At 71.3% G+C, this 15,183-nt stretch carries 18 protein-coding genes; 12 read left to right on the forward strand and 6 right to left on the reverse strand.

What is annotated here, in order from left to right:
- The first annotated feature begins 59 nt into the window (after positions 1 to 59).
- From G8A07_RS02870 to gshB, 3 genes are all read left to right on the forward strand, one after another.
- Positions 60 to 731, forward strand: coding sequence for a response regulator transcription factor (locus G8A07_RS02870; protein WP_195795624.1), 672 nt, complete (start codon positions 60 to 62; stop codon positions 729 to 731).
- On the forward strand, positions 728 to 2,065 hold the full coding sequence (locus tag G8A07_RS02875) for an ATP-binding protein (protein WP_195795625.1): 1,338 nt from the start codon (positions 728 to 730) through the stop codon (positions 2,063 to 2,065). The genes G8A07_RS02870 and G8A07_RS02875 overlap by 4 nt, the downstream gene beginning before the upstream one ends.
- 87 nt (positions 2,066 to 2,152) lie before the next feature.
- Complete coding sequence (gshB, locus tag G8A07_RS02880; protein WP_195797561.1) at positions 2,153 to 3,106, forward strand: glutathione synthase; 954 nt, start codon at positions 2,153 to 2,155, stop codon at positions 3,104 to 3,106.
- Here the strand turns inward: gshB and G8A07_RS02885 are convergent, their stop codons facing one another.
- The 3 genes from G8A07_RS02885 to G8A07_RS02895 form a co-directional block, all read right to left on the reverse strand.
- Positions 3,107 to 3,565, reverse strand: a complete 459-nt coding sequence (locus G8A07_RS02885) for a lysozyme inhibitor LprI family protein (RefSeq protein WP_195795626.1) — start codon at positions 3,563 to 3,565, stop codon at positions 3,107 to 3,109.
- Positions 3,566 to 3,609: 44 nt separating this feature from the next.
- Positions 3,610 to 4,263, reverse strand: a complete 654-nt coding sequence (locus G8A07_RS02890) for a LysE family translocator (protein ID WP_195795627.1) — start codon at positions 4,261 to 4,263, stop codon at positions 3,610 to 3,612.
- A gap of 109 nt (positions 4,264 to 4,372) precedes the next feature.
- On the reverse strand, positions 4,373 to 4,633 hold the full coding sequence (locus G8A07_RS02895; RefSeq protein WP_195795628.1) for a hypothetical protein: 261 nt from the start codon (positions 4,631 to 4,633) through the stop codon (positions 4,373 to 4,375).
- Positions 4,634 to 4,901: 268 nt separating this feature from the next.
- Between G8A07_RS02895 and G8A07_RS02900 the strand changes: the two genes are divergently transcribed.
- Positions 4,902 to 5,231 carry a hypothetical protein gene (locus tag G8A07_RS02900; protein ID WP_195795629.1) on the forward strand — a complete coding sequence of 110 codons (330 nt, stop codon included), beginning with the start codon at positions 4,902 to 4,904 and terminating at the stop codon, positions 5,229 to 5,231.
- Between the two features lies 1 nt (position 5,232).
- Here G8A07_RS02900 and G8A07_RS02905 read toward each other — a convergent pair whose 3' ends face one another.
- The gene (locus G8A07_RS02905) at positions 5,233 to 6,630 is read right to left on the reverse strand and encodes a cytochrome P450 (protein ID WP_195795630.1); all 1,398 of its coding nucleotides are present in this window, start codon (positions 6,628 to 6,630) and stop codon (positions 5,233 to 5,235) included.
- An 87-nt stretch (positions 6,631 to 6,717) separates the two neighbouring features.
- On the opposite strand from G8A07_RS02905, the gene G8A07_RS02910 reads away from it, so the two are divergent.
- Together G8A07_RS02910 and G8A07_RS02915 are read left to right on the forward strand one after the other, a co-directional pair.
- Positions 6,718 to 7,593, forward strand: coding sequence for an AraC family transcriptional regulator (locus tag G8A07_RS02910; RefSeq protein WP_195795631.1), 876 nt, complete (start codon positions 6,718 to 6,720; stop codon positions 7,591 to 7,593).
- 33 nt (positions 7,594 to 7,626) lie between these two features.
- Positions 7,627 to 8,109: an N-acetyltransferase gene (locus tag G8A07_RS02915; RefSeq protein WP_195795632.1), complete on the forward strand. Its 483-nt coding sequence runs from the start codon at positions 7,627 to 7,629 to the stop codon at positions 8,107 to 8,109.
- Here G8A07_RS02915 and glyA read toward each other — a convergent pair.
- A complete protein-coding gene (gene glyA / locus G8A07_RS02920) occupies positions 8,075 to 9,478 on the reverse strand; it encodes a serine hydroxymethyltransferase (RefSeq protein WP_249937204.1) in 1,404 nt (467 codons plus the stop codon). The genes G8A07_RS02915 and glyA overlap by 35 nt on opposite strands.
- Before the next feature lie 54 nt (positions 9,479 to 9,532).
- Here glyA and G8A07_RS02925 point away from each other — a divergent pair, with 54 nt between their 5' ends.
- Genes G8A07_RS02925 through G8A07_RS02940 form a run of 4 tightly spaced genes read left to right on the forward strand, consistent with a single transcriptional unit; the run spans position 9,533 to position 13,198 of the window.
- Positions 9,533 to 10,462, forward strand: a complete 930-nt coding sequence (locus G8A07_RS02925; protein WP_195795633.1) for a LysR substrate-binding domain-containing protein — start codon at positions 9,533 to 9,535, stop codon at positions 10,460 to 10,462.
- Positions 10,463 to 10,488: 26 nt separating this feature from the next.
- Positions 10,489 to 11,595, forward strand: a complete 1,107-nt coding sequence (locus tag G8A07_RS02930; RefSeq protein ID WP_195797564.1) for an S-(hydroxymethyl)glutathione dehydrogenase/class III alcohol dehydrogenase — start codon at positions 10,489 to 10,491, stop codon at positions 11,593 to 11,595.
- Entirely contained in the window at positions 11,595 to 12,437 is an 843-nt protein-coding gene (gene fghA, locus G8A07_RS02935; RefSeq protein ID WP_305798637.1) for an S-formylglutathione hydrolase, read from the forward strand. The genes G8A07_RS02930 and fghA overlap by 1 nt, the downstream gene beginning before the upstream one ends.
- Positions 12,438 to 12,451: 14 nt before the next feature.
- Positions 12,452 to 13,198, forward strand: coding sequence for a metallophosphoesterase (locus G8A07_RS02940; protein ID WP_195795634.1), 747 nt, complete (start codon positions 12,452 to 12,454; stop codon positions 13,196 to 13,198).
- Between the two features lie 6 nt (positions 13,199 to 13,204).
- Here G8A07_RS02940 and G8A07_RS02945 read toward each other — a convergent pair whose 3' ends face one another.
- Positions 13,205 to 13,705 carry a MarR family winged helix-turn-helix transcriptional regulator gene (locus G8A07_RS02945; RefSeq protein ID WP_195795635.1) on the reverse strand — a complete coding sequence of 167 codons (501 nt, stop codon included), beginning with the start codon at positions 13,703 to 13,705 and terminating at the stop codon, positions 13,205 to 13,207.
- A gap of 38 nt (positions 13,706 to 13,743) precedes the next feature.
- On the opposite strand from G8A07_RS02945, the gene G8A07_RS02950 reads away from it, so the two are divergent.
- On the forward strand, positions 13,744 to 14,514 hold the full coding sequence (locus tag G8A07_RS02950) for a siderophore-interacting protein (RefSeq protein ID WP_195795636.1): 771 nt from the start codon (positions 13,744 to 13,746) through the stop codon (positions 14,512 to 14,514).
- 14 nt (positions 14,515 to 14,528) lie between these two features.
- Positions 14,529 to 15,182 carry a class I SAM-dependent methyltransferase gene (locus G8A07_RS02955; protein WP_195795637.1) on the forward strand — a complete coding sequence of 218 codons (654 nt, stop codon included), beginning with the start codon at positions 14,529 to 14,531 and terminating at the stop codon, positions 15,180 to 15,182.
- The last annotated feature ends 1 nt before the right edge of the window (position 15,183 follow it).

Raw genomic sequence — 15,183 nt, forward strand, 5'->3', positions numbered from 1 at the left:
ATGCGCGTCCTATAGGAAAGCTAAAGAAAAACCGCGCCCGCCCTGGCTACCATCGCGGCATGAAGCTGTGTCTTGTCGAGGATGATCTGGACCTGGGCCGCTCCTTGCAGCTGGCCTTGCGGGAGGGCGGTTATGAGGTGCTGTGGGTGCGGCGCGCCAGCGATGCGCGCTACTGGGTCGAGATGGGCGGCGTGGATGCGCTGCTGCTCGACCTGGGCCTGCCGGACGCCAACGGCATGGACCTGCTGCGCGTCCTGCGCGGCCTGAAGCCCGAGCTGCCGATCCTGGTGATCACCGCCCGCGATGCGATCGAGGACCGCCTCAGCGGGCTCGACGGCGGCGCCGACGACTATCTGGTCAAGCCCTTCGTGCCCTCCGAGCTGATGGCGCGTCTGCGCGCGGTGCTGCGCCGCAGTGGCGGCCTGCTGCGCAGCATCGCGCCGGCGCAATGGCAGGTGCGCGAGATCTGGCTGGACACGCAGCGCCGCCGCGTCAAGCGCGGCGAGGAGGAGCTGCGCCTGACCCGGACCGAGTTCGACCTGCTGCTGGCCCTGATGCAGCAGGCCGACCGGCTGGTGAGCCGGCGTGAGCTGGTCGAGCGCGCGCTGCCGGGCACGCAGGCCCAGACCCTGGACATCCACATCTCCAACCTGCGCAAGAAGCTGGGCGAGGGCTATATCCACACGATACGCGGCGTCGGCTTCATGATGGAATGCGAGGCCCCGGCGTGAGGGAGTGGCTGCGGACCGTGATGCTGCCGAGCCTGACGCGGCGCGTGCTGCTCGGCTTCGGCGTCGTGATGCTGGTGGCCTGGCTGGGGCTGCTCGGGCTTGAGGTCTATATGCTGCGCGTGGCCGGCTGGCATGCCTCGGCCGTGAGCAATCGCTATGAGACCGAGCAGCTGCTGGTGCTGCTGCAGGAGCGCGGCCATGCCGACGGGCTGCCGGCGCTGATGGAGGGGCAGGAGCGCCTGCGCAAGAAGCGCTGGGCCGAGCAGGGCGACTGGCCGCCCAAGCTGAGCCTGCAGATCTGGCATCGGGAGCGCCTGGTCTACCAGGGGCCCGACGTGCCGAACGCTGAACTGCTCGATGGCTGGGTACGTCACGAGACGGCGGCGGGCGATTGGCGGCTGCGCAGCGATCTGCAGATCTGGGGCATCTGGTTCCTGTCGATGGATGGTCTGTCCTTCTTCGCCCGGCCGCTGCTCTACAGCCTGCCCTTCCTGCTGTTTCCGGCCTGGTTCCTGCTGCGCCGCGGGCTGGCGCCGCTGCGCCGGCTCAGCCGCGAGATCCAGCGCCGCGACTCGCATCAGCTGCAGCCGCTGGGCGAGAGCCCCTATGCCGAGCTGCGCCCGCTGGTGGTGGCGCTGAACCGGCTGATGGCGCGCCTGCAGCTGCGCCTGCAGCGCGAGCGCGAGTTCCTGCAGGACGCGGCCCATGAGCTGAAGACGCCGCTGGCGGTGGTCGAGGCCAATGTCGAGATCGTCGAGGGGGCGGCGCTGAGCCCGGTGCAGCGCCTGGCGCTGGAGCAGCTGCGTCTGGGCGTGCGGCGCTCCTCCCATATGGTGGGCCAGCTGCTGGCGCTGGCCCGCTCGCAGGGCGAGCGCGAGACCCTGGAGCTGCGCGAGTCCGACCTGGTGACCCTGCTGTGCGACCGCATCGCGCTGCTCGACGCGCTGGCGCGCCGGCGCCGCATCAGCCTGGCGCTGGAAGCACCCGAGCGCTGCCCGCTGCGCATGCATCGCGAGAGCCTGGCGCGGCTGGTCGACAACCTGCTCGACAACGCGATCAAGTATTCGCCGGAGGGCTCCAGCGTGCTGCTGCGCCTGACCCTGGACGAGAAGGGTCTGCCGCGGCTGGAGGTGCTGGACCAGGGGCCGGGCATCGCGGCCGATCTGCGGCCCCAGGTGTTTGAGCGCTTCTTCCGCCTGCCGGGACAGGAGCAGAGCGGCAGCGGCCTGGGCCTGGCCATCGTCGAGCAGGCTGCCGCGCAGAACGGCGCGCGCGTGGCCTTGCAGGACGGTCCGCAGGGGCGCGGCCTGTGCGCGGTGGTCAGCTGGGCATGACCCGGCCCCGGCGCGGCGGCGCCAATGGTGTGACACTAGGGCCTGATTCGTGACCTGAACCGAGACCGATCCATGGCTGGAATGATGCTGAAGCTGCTCTTTGTCGCCGACCCGCTGGAGAGCTTCAAGACCTACAAGGACACTACCTTCGCGATGATGCGCGAGTCGGCGCAGCGCGGTCATCAGCTCTGGGCCTGCCATCCGGCCGACCTGGTCTGGGTCCGTGGCGGCAAGGTCATGGCGAGCGGCGCGCGGCGCATCAGCCTGACCGGCGACACTCACGACTGGTTCAAGACCGAGGAGACCGCGGACCTGGTGCTGGCCGAGGGCAGCGACGCGGTCGTGATGCGCAAGGACCCGCCCTTCGACAGCGAGTTCTTCTACGCCACCCATCTGCTGAGCCAGGCCGAGCGCGAGGGCGCCCGGGTTTTCAACCGGCCGGCCGCGCTGCGCGACCATCCGGAGAAGCTGGCCATCATGGAGTTTCCGGAGTACATCGCGCCGACCCTGGTGACCCGCAGCGCCGAGGCGATCAAGGCCTTCCATGCCGAGCATCGCGACATCATCCTGAAGCCGCTCGACGGCATGGGTGGCATGGGCATCTTCCGCGTCGGCCCCGACGCGCTGAACCTGGGCTCCATCATCGAGACCCTGAACAAGGGCGGCGCCGAGACGGTGATGGTGCAGCGCTATGTGCCGGAGATCGTGCAGGGCGATAAGCGCGTGCTGGTGATCGGCGGCGAGGTCGTGCCCTGGTGCCTGGCGCGCATCCCGCAGGGCACCGAGATCCGCGGCAACCTGGCCGCCGGCGGCAAGGGCGTGGCCCAGCCGATCAGCGCGCGCGACCGCGAGATCGCCGAGGGCGTGGCCGCCAAGCTGACGCCGCGCGGCCTGCTGCTGCTGGGCCTGGACGTGATCGGCGACTGCCTGACCGAGATCAACGTCACCAGCCCGACCGGCTTCCAGGAGATCACGAACCAGAGCGGCATCGATGTGGCGAAGCTGTTCGTCGATGCGCTGGAACGCGCGGCGCGGGCTTGATCAGGGGTACTCGGCGCCATAGCGCAGCAATTGCACGATGCGGGTCTTCACCAACGCGCTGCGATAGCCGGCGATCGACAGGCTGGCCGAACTGCCGCTGCGCTCGCGCGTCCAATGCCGGCCCATGAAGCCGTACTCGGCGTCACGGAACAGCAGCCAGCGGCGCTGGGCCTCGACCAGGGCTTGGCGTGCCGGATCATCCAGCTTCGACAGCAGTTCGCGATAGGCGATGTTCAGTTCCGAGTCGAGGAAGGCGTCATAAGCCCGGCCGGCCTGCGCCGCGGCGCCTCCACCATCACTGGCCTCGAGCCCTTGTTCGAGAGGTGCGGCTCGGCGCTCGAATGCTCCCACGCGATCCGGTGCATCGGGGTTGTCGATGGCATGGGCGCCACCCAGCAGCCCAGCGGCTGCAACAAAAGCCACGAACGCCTGCCGCCAAGCCATCTCACCCTTGTTCATAAGCTGCCTTTTGATTGACTTGGCGGCTGCCAGCAGCACGGCGGCTACCGCGCGCGCTCCAGCGCCACCTTGCAGCCCAGCGCGATCAGCGCGCCACCGGCCAGTTGCTGGAAGCGCTGGAACAGCGTGAGGCGGGTCAGGATCCAGCGCCGGGCGCGGCCGCCGAGCGCGGCGGTGCATAGATTGACCGCGGTGCCGGAGACGATGGATACCAGGCCCAGCAGGGCCGCCTGCAGGCCCGGATGGCCGGCCGCCGGATCGATGAACTGCGGCAGGATGGCCAGGAAGAACAGCGCGATCTTGGGGTTCAGCAGGTTCGACACCGCGCCCTGGGCGAAGGGTGAATGGGCCCAGCGCCGCGGGGCGGCAGGGGTCAAGGAGGCCGGGCTGCGCAACATCTGCCAGCCCAGCCAGACCAGATAGGCCGCACCGACCGCCTTCAGCGCCAGGAAGGCCATCGGCACCGCATGCAGAAAAAAGGTCGTCAGGCCGAGTGCCGCGGCGGCCACATGGACCAGGGCCGCGCAGGCGATGCCGCCGCAGACCCAGGCGCCGGCGCGATAGCCGCGCGTGACCGCGTTGCTCAGGATGCACAGCATGTCCGGCCCCGGAATCAGCGCGAAGCTCATGTTCAGCAGGGTGAATGCCAGCAGCGTGGACGGGTCAATCAGGGTGAGGGTGGTGGAGAAGAGATTCATGGTCGGGCGGTGCGGCGCGAATGCCTGGGCCCGACCTTAAGCGCGAGGCCTCGTGGCGCACAAGTGGCGCCGGCCATGGGTGTGCATGAACGAGAGCGGGCGCGATGCCTCAGCCGCGCTGTGCGGCCGGCTTGGTGGCGGCCGCGCCACCGTTCAGCGCCAGCAGCGAGCCACCGCCCTGGACGCTGCGGCCCTCGACCACCACGCGCGGCAGTTGCTGCACGACCTGCTGTGCTGTTGCCTGCGCCTTGCCGGTGATCACGACGCGGGGCAGCTGCTTCACCTCATGTTGCGGCGCGGCCTGGGCCAGCGGTGCGGCGGCAAAAGCGATGGCGAGGGCGAAGGCTTGGGTCAGGGCGATGCGGTTCATGCGGTGCTCGTCTTTCTTTCTTTCGTTCTCTTGACTGGCTGTTTGCTGCGTCGATGAAGTCAGTATCCGGATCCCTCGACGCGCCCGCCAGGCTCCGGCGACGAACTGTAAATTCCGCGGCCTGAGCCGTATCGGCGCGCGTTGAGCCGTTGGTCGGCCCCGGGCCGCCGCCGATCTCCCGGGTCCCCCCGAATTCCCTCCCCCGGGGGATGTTGCGCGGGTGGCCTCCTGCCTAAAACTTCCGATGCCATGCAGCAGGAGGTCCACGATGAGCGATGAAAACAGCAGCAAGAGCAGCAGTCGTAGCAGTACAGGCGCCGCGCTGGATTCCGCTTCCATGAACCCCGAGGAGCTGGCGCTGCTGGTCGGCCTGATGCGGCAGCAGGGCTATTCGCCGGCCGACTTCGAACTGGTCGAGGATGCCGCACCGGAGCTGAGCACCCTGCTGGGCCTGCCCGACCATCTGCTGACCCTGCGGCGCAAGTCCACCGGCCATGAGCAGTTCTACACCACCCAGTCCGGCACGCCCTGGCTGTTCACCGCCTGCGACGACCTGAGCGCCGGCCGCTTCGGGCCAGCCGCCACCTCTTCCCTCTGAGTCAATCCCGGCGCCGCAGCGCCAGCCGCAAGGCCTGTTCCGGCCTCAGGGTGATGTTCAGCACCGGCCGCGGCGCCGGCGCGCCGGGCTGCGGATGCAGCTCGTGGCGCTGCAGGATCAGCGCGGCGATCAGGGTGATCTCGGTCAGCGCGAAATGGCTGCCCAGACAGACCCGCGGGCCGGCGCCGAAGGGCAGCCAGGCGCCGCGCGGGATCTCGGCATGGCCGCTGGCCGGGTCGAAGCGCTCGGGCCGGAAGGCCTCGGGCTCCTCGAACCAGCGCGGGTCGCGCTGGATCACGCCGGGCGTCAGCCGGATCGTCGCGCCCGGGGGCAGCTCATGGCCGCCGATCGTCAGCGGCGCGATGCTGCGCCGGGTCAGCAGGGCCGGCGCGGGTGGATAGAGGCGCAGGGTCTCCTTGATGCAGGCCGTCAGCCAGGGCAGGCGCGGCAGGTCGGCCATCGTCGGCGCGCGCGTCGGTCCCAGCTGCGCCAGCACCTCGGCGGCGGCGCGGGCCTGGGCCTGCGGATGGGCGGTCATGCACCAGCCCCACCAGGTCAAGGCGCTGGCGCTGGTCTCGTGGCCGGCCAGGAAGATGGTCATGCATTCGTCACGCAGTGCCCGCTCGGACAGGGCCGGCCGCTCATCGGCCTCGCCGTCGCGCAACGCCAGCAGCATCTGCAGCAGGTCCGCCGGTGCGTCCGCGGGCGGGGGCTCGCGCCGGCGCCGCGCCAGCTCGCCGTGGATCAGCGCATCCAGGGTCGCCAGCGCGCGGCGCTTACCTGCCTTCCAGGGCGCCCACAGCGGCGCGCTGACGGGCCAGTACATCTCGCTCATCCCGATCTGGCCGAGCCGGTGCACCGCCTGCGCGGCGGCCCGGCTGGGCGCCTCGTCGGCGCGCGAGAACAGGCTGCGCAGGATCACCTCCATCGTCAGCTGGGTCATCGCGGCCTCGAAGGGGAACTGCGCGTCGCGCGCCGGCCAGCGCGCCAGCGCGGCCTCGGCGGCCTCCGCCATGCGCGGCGCGAAGGCCTCGACCTGGCGCGGCGCGAAGGCCGGCTGCAGCAGCCGGCGTTGGCGTTGCCAGGCCGCGCCTTCCGCCACCAGCACGCTCCGGCCATGGGCGGAGGCGAACACCTCGGTGCCGCGTTCCCAGCGGATCAGCCGCTCATGCGCGGCCAGCAGCAGCTCGCGCACCTGCTCGGGATGGAAGAAGCTGTAGTCGCGATAGCCGACCAGCCGCATGTGCACGATGTCGCCATGGCGGCGCCGCAGCGCGCTCATGAAGCCCAGGTAGTCGCGGCGCATCGCGCCCAGCTCGGGCAGGCCCAGCCAGCGCTGTCGTGGGCCGGGCGGCAGGGCCGGCTGTGGTGGAGAGAGGGAGTGGTGGGCCTGTTGCATGCCGCGATGCTGCGGCGCGCGGCGGCGCCCGTCTTGAACGCTTGCGACATCGCGCCGGGCCGGCACGCCAGGCCATAGACTGCGCCGATGGACGAATCCGACGCCACCGCCGCACTGCATCCCGACGCCGTGGCCCGGCTGCTGGTGCCAGGTCTTGCCCTGGCCGGCTGCCTGCAGGCGCATCTGTGGCGCGACACCACCTGCTGCGCCTCGCTCAGCGCGGCGCAGCGCGGCAGCTGCTTCCCGGCCACGCCGCTGTGCGGCCTGACCTGGGTGCTGGCCGGAGAGGGCGAGCAGCTGGACGAGGCGGGGCGCTCGCTGGGCCCCTTGTCCGGCCCCGTGCTGATCACCGGCCCGCGCAGCCGGCCGGCCTTCTACCGCGCGGCCGGGCCGACGCGCTGCTTCATGACCGCGATCATGCCGGATGCGCTGCGGGCGCTGACCGGGCTGGACATCGCCGCCTTGTGCGATCGCAGCGTGGACATGGCGCAGGCCGGGCTGGACGATCCGGACTGGCACGCGCTGAACGCGGCGATGCTGGCCGCGCCCGACGAACTGGTCTGCCAGCGCCTGCTGGAGGACTTTCTGCGGCCGCGCTGGCGCGCGGTGCCGCAGGCGGGCGGCAGCGGCTATCGCGGCTGGATGCAACACCTGGCCCTGCGCGCGGTGGCGGCCGGCCATGGCCGCAGCCTGCGCCAGATGGAGCGCCGCATCAAGCAATGGAGCGGCCAGAGCCTGCGCGCGCTGCGTTCGCTCAGCCGCGCCGAGGCCACCTTTTTCCAGGTGCGGCGCGAGCTGGCCGAGGGCGAGCTGGTCTGGAGCGCGCTGGCCCAGGACATGGGCTATGCCGACCAGGCCCATCTGTGCCGCGAGACGCGCCGCGTCACCGGCTTCAGCCCCGATGAGCTGCGCCGACGCATCGATCGCGAGGAGGCCTTCTGGCCCTATCGCGTCTGGGCCTGAGCCAGAGCTGTTTTCAAACCAAGGAACTCAACGATGTCCGTGCAACTGGTCGAGATCACTCGCGACAACCTGGACGAGCTGATGAAGCTCGATGCCGGCGACGGCGGCAGGCAGGTCGCCTCGAACATGAAGTCGATGGCCCAGGCCGCCGTCTATGCCGAGGCCTGGCCGCGCGGCATCGCGGTCGAGGGCCGGCTGGTCGGCTTCCTGATGCTCTACGACCCCAGCCTGACGCCGACGCCCGAGGAGCCCGAGTTCGCGCTGTGGCGCCTGATGATCGACCAGCGTGAGCAGGGCCGCGGCCATGGCGCGGCGGCGGTGCGGGCGCTGATCGAGCATGTGCGCGGGCGCCCCGGCGCCGAGGCACTGTACCTCAGCTATGTGCAGGACAGCGCCAAGGCGGCGGCGGCCGAGCGCTTCTACCGTTCGCTGGGTTTTGCGCCGACCGGCGAGATCGACGATGGCGAGGTGGTGATGCGGCTCAGTCTGTCCGCACAAAGCGCAGCGGCCCCCTGACCGTGCGGCGGCGCAGCGCCGTCACCGGCGAGGCCAGTGCCGCCGCGGCCTCGTCCGAGCTCAGCGCCTCCTTGATCAGCGCCGCCAGCTCCGGCATCTCGGCCGGGCCGAAGCCCAGGCGCACGATCTCCGGCACGCCCAGGCGCAGGCCGTTGACCTCGCCCTCGATGGCCGGCACTCGCGCCAGCGGCAGGCCGATGCCGCAGGCCAGCAGCCGCGCGCGCGCCAGGCGCCGCGCCGCGGCCTGGCCGCCGCCCCATGGCGCGGCCTCGATCGCCAGCTGGTGCGATTCGGTGCCACCGCGCTCGCGCGCGAACACCGGCAGGCCCAGGCCGGCCAGGTCGGCGGCCAGCGCGCGGGCGGTCAGCTGCATGGCGCGGCCATAGGCCGCGCCATGCTCGACCCAGTCCAGCAGGCCCAGCGCCAGCGCCGCGGTCTTGCCGGCGTCGAAGTTGGCGGTCAGGCCCGGGTAGGCGATCGCCTCCAGCCGTTCGGCCAGCTCGGCATCGTTGCCGACGATCAGGCCGCCGGGCGGGCCGCCCAGGCTCTTGTAGGTGCTCATCGTCATCACCTGCGCGCCCTGGGCCAGCGGGTTGGCCCAGGTGCCGCCGGCGATCATGCCGCTCAGATGGGCGGCGTCGAACATCAGCCTGGCGCCGACCGCGTCGGCGATCTCGCGCACCTGCGCCACCGGATGCGCGAACAGGTTCAGGCTGCCGCCCAGGGTGATCAGCTTGGGCTTCACCTCGCGGGCCAGGCGCGCCAGCGCGGCCACGTCGATGCTGTAGCCATCCGCATGCACCGGCGCCGGCACGGTGCGCAGGCCGTAGAGCCCGGCCGCGCCGGCCGCATGGTGGGTGACATGGCCGCCGATCTCGGCCGGCGGCGCGATGATGGTGTCGCCAGGCCGGCAGCAGGCCATGAAGACATAGAGATTGGCCAGTGCGCCGGAGCCGACGCGGACCTCGGCATGGCGCGCGCCGAACACCCGCGCCGCCAGCTCGGCCGCCAGCACCTCGATGCGCTCGATCGCCTCCAGCCCCATCTCGTACTTGTCGCCGGGGTAGCCCAGCGAGGCGCGCGTGCCCAGGCCGGCGGCCAGCAGGGCCTCGGCGCGCGGATTCATCACATTGCTGGCCGGGTTCAGGTTCAGGCCGTCCTGATCGTGGATGCGGTGGTTCTCCAGCACCAGGCGGTGCAGCTCGCCGTCCAGGCCGGCCGCATCCAGCGCGGCGGCCTCGGCGGCGATGCCCTGCACATGACGGTCGATCGCGGGGGCGAGCCAGGGGCGGGGCGAGAGCTGGGGCATGGTGGTCGGCGGGCGCTGGGGTCGGGTCTTGATGCTGGGGCCGGCCGGCCATCCGCTCAAGCAAGTTATTCTTGCCCTCGGCCCTAGAAAATCTAGGCCTGAACGAGCATCGCCATGGCCGTCCAACCCCCCAGTCCCCGCCTGCCGCCCTTCCTGGCGCTGCGCGCCTTCGAGGCCGCGGCGCGGCACCAGAGCTTCGCGCGCGCCGCCGAGGAGCTGTGTGTGACGCCGGCGGCGATCGCGGCCCAGGTCAAGAGCCTGGAGGCCTGGCTGGGCCGGCCGCTGTTCGAGCGTCGCAGCCAGGGCCTGCACCTGCTGCCGCAGGCGGCCGAAGCGCTGCCGCCGCTGGCCATCGCGCTGGACCAACTGGGCCAGGCGGTGCAGGGCCTGCGCAGCCGAGCCGGCGCCGCGCGCCTGCATATCGCGGCGCTGCCGGCCCTGGCTCAGCTGTGGATCGCGCCGCTGCTGCCGGCGTTGCGGCGCGAGCTGCCGGCGCTGGAGCTGTCGCTGTCGGCGCTGGAGGCGCCGCCCAACTTCAACCGCGAGGCCTATGACCTGGCGCTGTTCTACGCGCCGCGCCTGCCGACCCGCGGCTGCCAGCGCCTGGTGCTGGCGCGCGACGCGCTGCTGCCGGTCTGCAGCCCGGCGCTGCTGGGGCCGGGCGGCGCGGCGCCGGCGCTGGCCGAGGCGGTGCTGCTGCACGACAGCGTCTGGGCGCAGGACTGGGCACGCTGGCTGAAGGCGGCCGGGCGCGGCGATGTGGCCGCGCATGCGGGGCCACGCTTCTCGCTCTACAGCGTCGCGCTGCAGGCGGCGCTGGCGGGGCAGGGCGTGCTGATGGGGCGCGAGCGCCTGGTGGCGCCGCTGCTGGCCGAGGGGCGGCTGGTCGCGCCCTGGCCGCAGCGCCTGCCGCTGCCCGAGAGCATCGACCTGCTGCTGCCTCAGCCGCGCGCGGCGCATGAGCCGACCCTCGCCCTGGTCTGCGCGCTGCAGCGCCTGGGCGGCGCGGGGTCATGCGAAGATGGCCCGCCCCTCCCGCAGTAGCAAGAAGAAAGAAAGGACGCCCCATGATCAAGACCCGTGCCGCCGTCGCCTGGAAGGCCGGCGCCCCGCTGACCATCGAAGAGGTGCAGCTCGACGGCCCGCGCGCCGGCGAGGTGCTGGTCGAGGTCAAGGCCACCGGCATCTGTCATACCGACTACTACACGCTGTCCGGCGCCGATCCTGAGGGCATCTTCCCGGCCATCCTGGGCCATGAGGGCGCGGGCGTGGTGCTGGAGGTGGGCGAGGGCGTCACCTGGCTGAAGCCCGGCGACCATGTGATTCCCCTGTACACGCCGGAATGCCGCCAGTGCAAGTTCTGCCTGTCGCGCAAGACCAATCTCTGCCAGGCGATCCGCAGCACCCAGGGCAAGGGCCTGATGCCCGACGGCAGCGCGCGCTTCTCGATCGACGGCAAGCCGATCTTCCACTACATGGGCACCTCGACCTTCGCGAACCACATCGTGGTGCCAGGTATTGCCCTGGCCAAGATCCGCGAGGACGCGCCCTTCGACAAGGTCTGCTACATCGGCTGCGGCGTCACCACCGGCGTCGGCGCCGTGCTGTTCACCGCCAAGGTGGAGGCGGGCGCCAACGTCGTGGTGTTCGGCCTGGGCGGCATCGGCCTGAACGTGATCCAGGGCGCCAAGATGGTGGGCGCCGACAAGATCATCGGCGTCGACTTGAACCCCAAGCGCGAGGCGCTGGCGCGCCAGTTCGGCATGACCCACTTCGTCAACCCGAAGGAGGTGCCGAATCTGGTCGACCATATCGTGCAGCTGACCGACGGCGGTGCCGACTACAGCTTCGAGTGCATCGGCAACACCCAGGTCATGCGCGACGCGCTGGAATGCACGCACAAGGGCTGGGGCCGCAGCATCATCATCGGCGTGGCCGAGGCCGGCGCCGAGATCTCGACGCGCCCCTTCCAGCTGGTGACCGGCCGCAAATGGGAAGGCAGCGCCTTCGGCGGCGCGCGCGGCCGCACCGATGTGCCCAAGATCGTCGACTGGTACATGGACGGCAAGCTCAATATCGACGCGCTGATCACCCACAAGCTGAAGCTGGAGCAGATCAACGAGGGCTTCGAGCTGATGAAGCGCGGCGACTCGATCCGCTCGGTGGTGGAGTTCTGATGAGCCTGGAGCTGCTCAGCGAGCATGGCTCCTTCGGCGGCGTGCAGCGCTTCTACAAGCATGCCTCCGCCGAGATCGGCCTGCCCATGCGCTTCGCGCTCTACCTGCCGCCCGAGCCGAAGGCGCTGCTGGTCTATCTGGCGGGTCTGACCTGCACCGAGGAGACCTTCACGATGAAGGCCGGCGCTCAGGCGCTGGCGGCCGAGCTGGGCCTGGCCCTCTTGATGCCCGACACCAGCCCGCGCGGCGCGAATGCACCGGGCGAGAGCGAGGCCTGGGACTTCGGCGTCGGCGCGGGCTTCTATCTGGACGCGACGCGCGAGCCCTGGGCGCGCCACTGGCGCATGGAGAGCTATCTGCTGCGGGAGCTGCTGCCGCAGGTGCAGCGCGAGTTCCGCCTCGATCCGGCGCGCTGCGGCATCTTCGGCCATTCGATGGGCGGCCATGGCGCGCTGACCCTGGCGCTGCGCCATCCGGGCCGCTTCGCCTCGGTCTCGGCCTTCGCGCCGATCGCCGCGCCGACGCGCTGCCCCTGGGGGCACAAGGCCTTCACGGGCTATCTGGGCGAGGACCAAGAAGCCTGGGCCGCGCATGACGCCAGCGCGCTGATGGCGGCCCGCAAGACGGCGCCCTATCCGGGCGGCATCCTGATCGACCAGGGCCTGGCGGACAAGTTCCTGGCCGAGCAGCTGCATCCGGAGGCCTTCGAGGCGGCCTGCGCGCAGGCGGGGCAAGCCCTGACCCTGCGCCGGCATCCGGGCTACGACCATGGCTATTACTTCATCGCCAGCTTCGTCGACGACCATCTGCGCCACCATGCGGCGCAGCTGCTGCAAGCCTGAGGCATCTTTCCATCATGCGCATCGCCCTGCTCTCCGACATCCACGGCAACCTGCCGGCGCTGGAGGCCGTGGTGGCCGACATCCGGCGGCGCGGCGCGGACCTGATCGTCAACCTGGGCGACAGCCTTTCCGGCCCGCTGCTGGCGCGCGAGACCGCGCAATACCTGATGGCCGAGGGCTGGCCGACCTTGGCCGGCAACCATGAGCGGCAGATTCTCGAGATCACGCCCGAGCGGCCCGGCGGCGCCTCGGACGCCCATGCCCGCGCGCAGCTGGGCGCGGCCGAACTGGCCTGGCTGGGTTCGCTGCCCGGCACCCTGCGGCTGAACGATGAGGTGTTCCTCTGCCATGGCACGCCGCGCAGCGATCTCGAGTATTTCCTCGAGTCGGTGGCGGCGCCGGGCGTCCGCGTCGCCGAGGCGGCCGAGGTCGCCGAACGCCTGGCCGGCGAGACCGCCGCGGTGGTCGCCTGCGGCCACACCCATGTGCCGCGCGCGCTGCGCAGCGCCGCGGGCCAGCTGCTGCTGAACCCGGGCAGCGTCGGACTGCAGGCCTATGACGACGACCAGCCGCGATTCCACCGGGTCGAGACGGGTTCGACCGATGCCCGCTATGCGCTGCTCGAGCGCGACGCGGCGGGCCGCTGGGGCTGCGCGCTGCATGCGCTGCCCTATGACTTCCGGGCGATGGCTGCGCTGGCGCGCCGCAACGGCCGGCCGGACTGGGAGCGCGCGCTGCTGAGCGGCTATATGCCGCGCTGAAGCGGCTCAGCCCTCTGGCTTGTCCAGATTGGCCCGCACCCGGCGCAGCAGCGCCAGCAACTGCTCGCGCTCGGCCGCCGGCAGGCCGGCCACCGCCTTGGCCGACAGGCGCCGCGCCTGTTGGCGCAGATGGCCCAGCACCGCGCGGCCGGCCTCGGTGGCTTGCAGCCGCACATTGCGGCGGTCGTCCGGATCGGGCTCGCCGTCCAGCAGGCCGCGCTCGCGTAGGCCCTTGATCAGGCGCGCCAGCTGCGCCTTGTCGCGGCCGGTGTCGCCGGCCAGCTGGCTCTGCGTGGCGCCGGGATGACGGTCGAAGTAGCCCAGCACCTTGCTTTCCATATGCGTGATGTCATGCGGCCCGTCGCGCAGCGCCTGGTACTGCTGCGAGCGGTACTGGTGCATCACGATGTGCACCAGCTCCAGCACATCGTCCTCGTCGCGGGCCGGCGGCGCACGGCCCTTGACCCTGTCGGGTAAATGGTTGACATTGTCTACTGGTTTGCGCATGATGGGTGATATTGTCAACCATATTGCAGGGAGCGGCCATGGCCAGCGAAGAACGTCCCGAGAACCAGACCGGTGGCAGCCGCGTGCAGCGCGTGCGCCACGAGATCAAGCGGCGCGAGCTGCAGGTCAAGCGCGTCGCCGCGCTGAGCCCGCATCTGCGTGCGATCACCCTGACCGGCGAGGATCTGCCGGGTTTCCACAGCCCGTCCTTCGACGATCACATCAAGTTGTTCTTCGCGCCCGCCGCCGAGGGCGAGGAGGGCCAGCGGCGCGACTACACGCCGCGCCATTACGACCCGGTGGCCAACGAGCTGACCCTGGAGTTCGCGCTGCATGGCGACGGCCCGGCGGCAGGCTGGGCGGCCGCGGCGCAGCCGGGTTCGCGGCTGACGATCGCCGGCCCGCGTGGCTCCTTCATCATCCCGACCGACTATGACTGGCATCTGCTGGTCGGCGACGAGACCGCGCTGCCGGCGATCTCGCGCCGCCTGGAGGAGCTGCCGGCCGGCGCCCGCGTGATCGTCGTGCTGAACCTGCCCGACCCGGCCGACCGCCGCGCGCTGGCCAGCGCCGCCGCGCTGGAGCTGCACTGGGTGGCCAGCGATGCCGAGCTGCTGGAAGCGGTGCGCGCGCTGCCGCTGCCGGGCGGCGAGGGCTATGCCTGGTGCGCTGGCGAGGCCGGCGCGATGGCCGCGCTGCGCAAGCTGCTGGTCGAGGAGAAGGGCCATGACCGCCACGCGATCCGCGCCGCGGCCTACTGGAAGCGCGGCGCGATCGCGCATCACGAGAACCTCGAAGACCCGAGCTGAGGAGGGCCCGCACGATGCGTTACCTGCCCCTGAACGACGAGCTCTACAACTATGTGCTGGCGCATTCGCTGCGCGAGCATCCGGCCCAGGCGGGGCTGCGCGAGGCCACCCGCGCGCACCGCTATGCCGGCATGCAGATCGCGCCGGAGCAGGGCGCGCTGATGGCCCTGCTGGTGCAGCTGATCGGCGCGCGCCGCGCGATCGAGATCGGCGTGTTCACCGGCTACAGCGCGCTCGCGGTCGCGCTGGCGCTGCCGCAGGACGGCCATCTGCTGGCCTGCGACATCAGCGAGGAATACACCGCGATCGGCCGGCCCTTCTGGGCCGAGGCCGGCGTCGCCGACAAGATCGAGCTGCGCCTGGCGCCGGCCCTGCAGACCCTCGATGCGGCCCTGGCCGCCGGCGCGGCCGGCAGCTACGACTTCGCCTTCATCGACGCCGACAAGGTCGGCTACGACGGCTACTACGAGCGCTGCCTGGCGCTGCTGCGTCCGGGCGGCCTGATCGCGGTGGACAACACCCTGTGGGGCGGCGCGGTGGCGCGCCCCGCCGAATCGGCCGACACGCGGGCGCTGCAGGCCTTCAACAGCAAGCTGCATGCCGATGCGCGCGTCGACATGGTGCTGCTGCCCTTCAGCGACGGCCTGAGCCTGGCGCGCAAGCGTTAGC

This window comes from Roseateles sp. DAIF2 (assembly GCF_015624425.1).
Classification (GTDB): Bacteria; Pseudomonadota; Gammaproteobacteria; order Burkholderiales; family Burkholderiaceae_C; genus Kinneretia.

Bases quoted from the DNA above. Each gene is read 5' to 3' on its own strand.
- G8A07_RS02870 (WP_195795624.1), top strand. From the start codon at position 60: ATGAAGCTGTGTCTTGTCGAGGATGATCTGGACCTGGGCCGCTCCTTG.
- G8A07_RS02885 (WP_195795626.1), bottom strand. From the start codon at position 3,565: ATGAACAAGGGTGAGATGGCTTGGCGGCAGGCGTTCGTGGCTTTTGTT.
- G8A07_RS02890 (WP_195795627.1), bottom strand. From the start codon at position 4,263: ATGAATCTCTTCTCCACCACCCTCACCCTGATTGACCCGTCCACGCTG.
- G8A07_RS02895 (WP_195795628.1), bottom strand. From the start codon at position 4,633: ATGAACCGCATCGCCCTGACCCAAGCCTTCGCCCTCGCCATCGCTTTT.
- G8A07_RS02900 (WP_195795629.1), top strand. From the start codon at position 4,902: ATGAGCGATGAAAACAGCAGCAAGAGCAGCAGTCGTAGCAGTACAGGC.
- G8A07_RS02905 (WP_195795630.1), bottom strand. From the start codon at position 6,630: ATGCAACAGGCCCACCACTCCCTCTCTCCACCACAGCCGGCCCTGCCG.
- G8A07_RS02910 (WP_195795631.1), top strand. From the start codon at position 6,718: ATGGACGAATCCGACGCCACCGCCGCACTGCATCCCGACGCCGTGGCC.
- G8A07_RS02915 (WP_195795632.1), top strand. From the start codon at position 7,627: ATGTCCGTGCAACTGGTCGAGATCACTCGCGACAACCTGGACGAGCTG.
- G8A07_RS02925 (WP_195795633.1), top strand. From the start codon at position 9,533: ATGGCCGTCCAACCCCCCAGTCCCCGCCTGCCGCCCTTCCTGGCGCTG.
- fghA (WP_305798637.1), top strand. From the start codon at position 11,595: ATGAGCCTGGAGCTGCTCAGCGAGCATGGCTCCTTCGGCGGCGTGCAG.
- G8A07_RS02940 (WP_195795634.1), top strand. From the start codon at position 12,452: ATGCGCATCGCCCTGCTCTCCGACATCCACGGCAACCTGCCGGCGCTG.
- G8A07_RS02945 (WP_195795635.1), bottom strand. From the start codon at position 13,705: ATGCGCAAACCAGTAGACAATGTCAACCATTTACCCGACAGGGTCAAG.
- G8A07_RS02950 (WP_195795636.1), top strand. From the start codon at position 13,744: ATGGCCAGCGAAGAACGTCCCGAGAACCAGACCGGTGGCAGCCGCGTG.
- G8A07_RS02955 (WP_195795637.1), top strand. From the start codon at position 14,529: ATGCGTTACCTGCCCCTGAACGACGAGCTCTACAACTATGTGCTGGCG.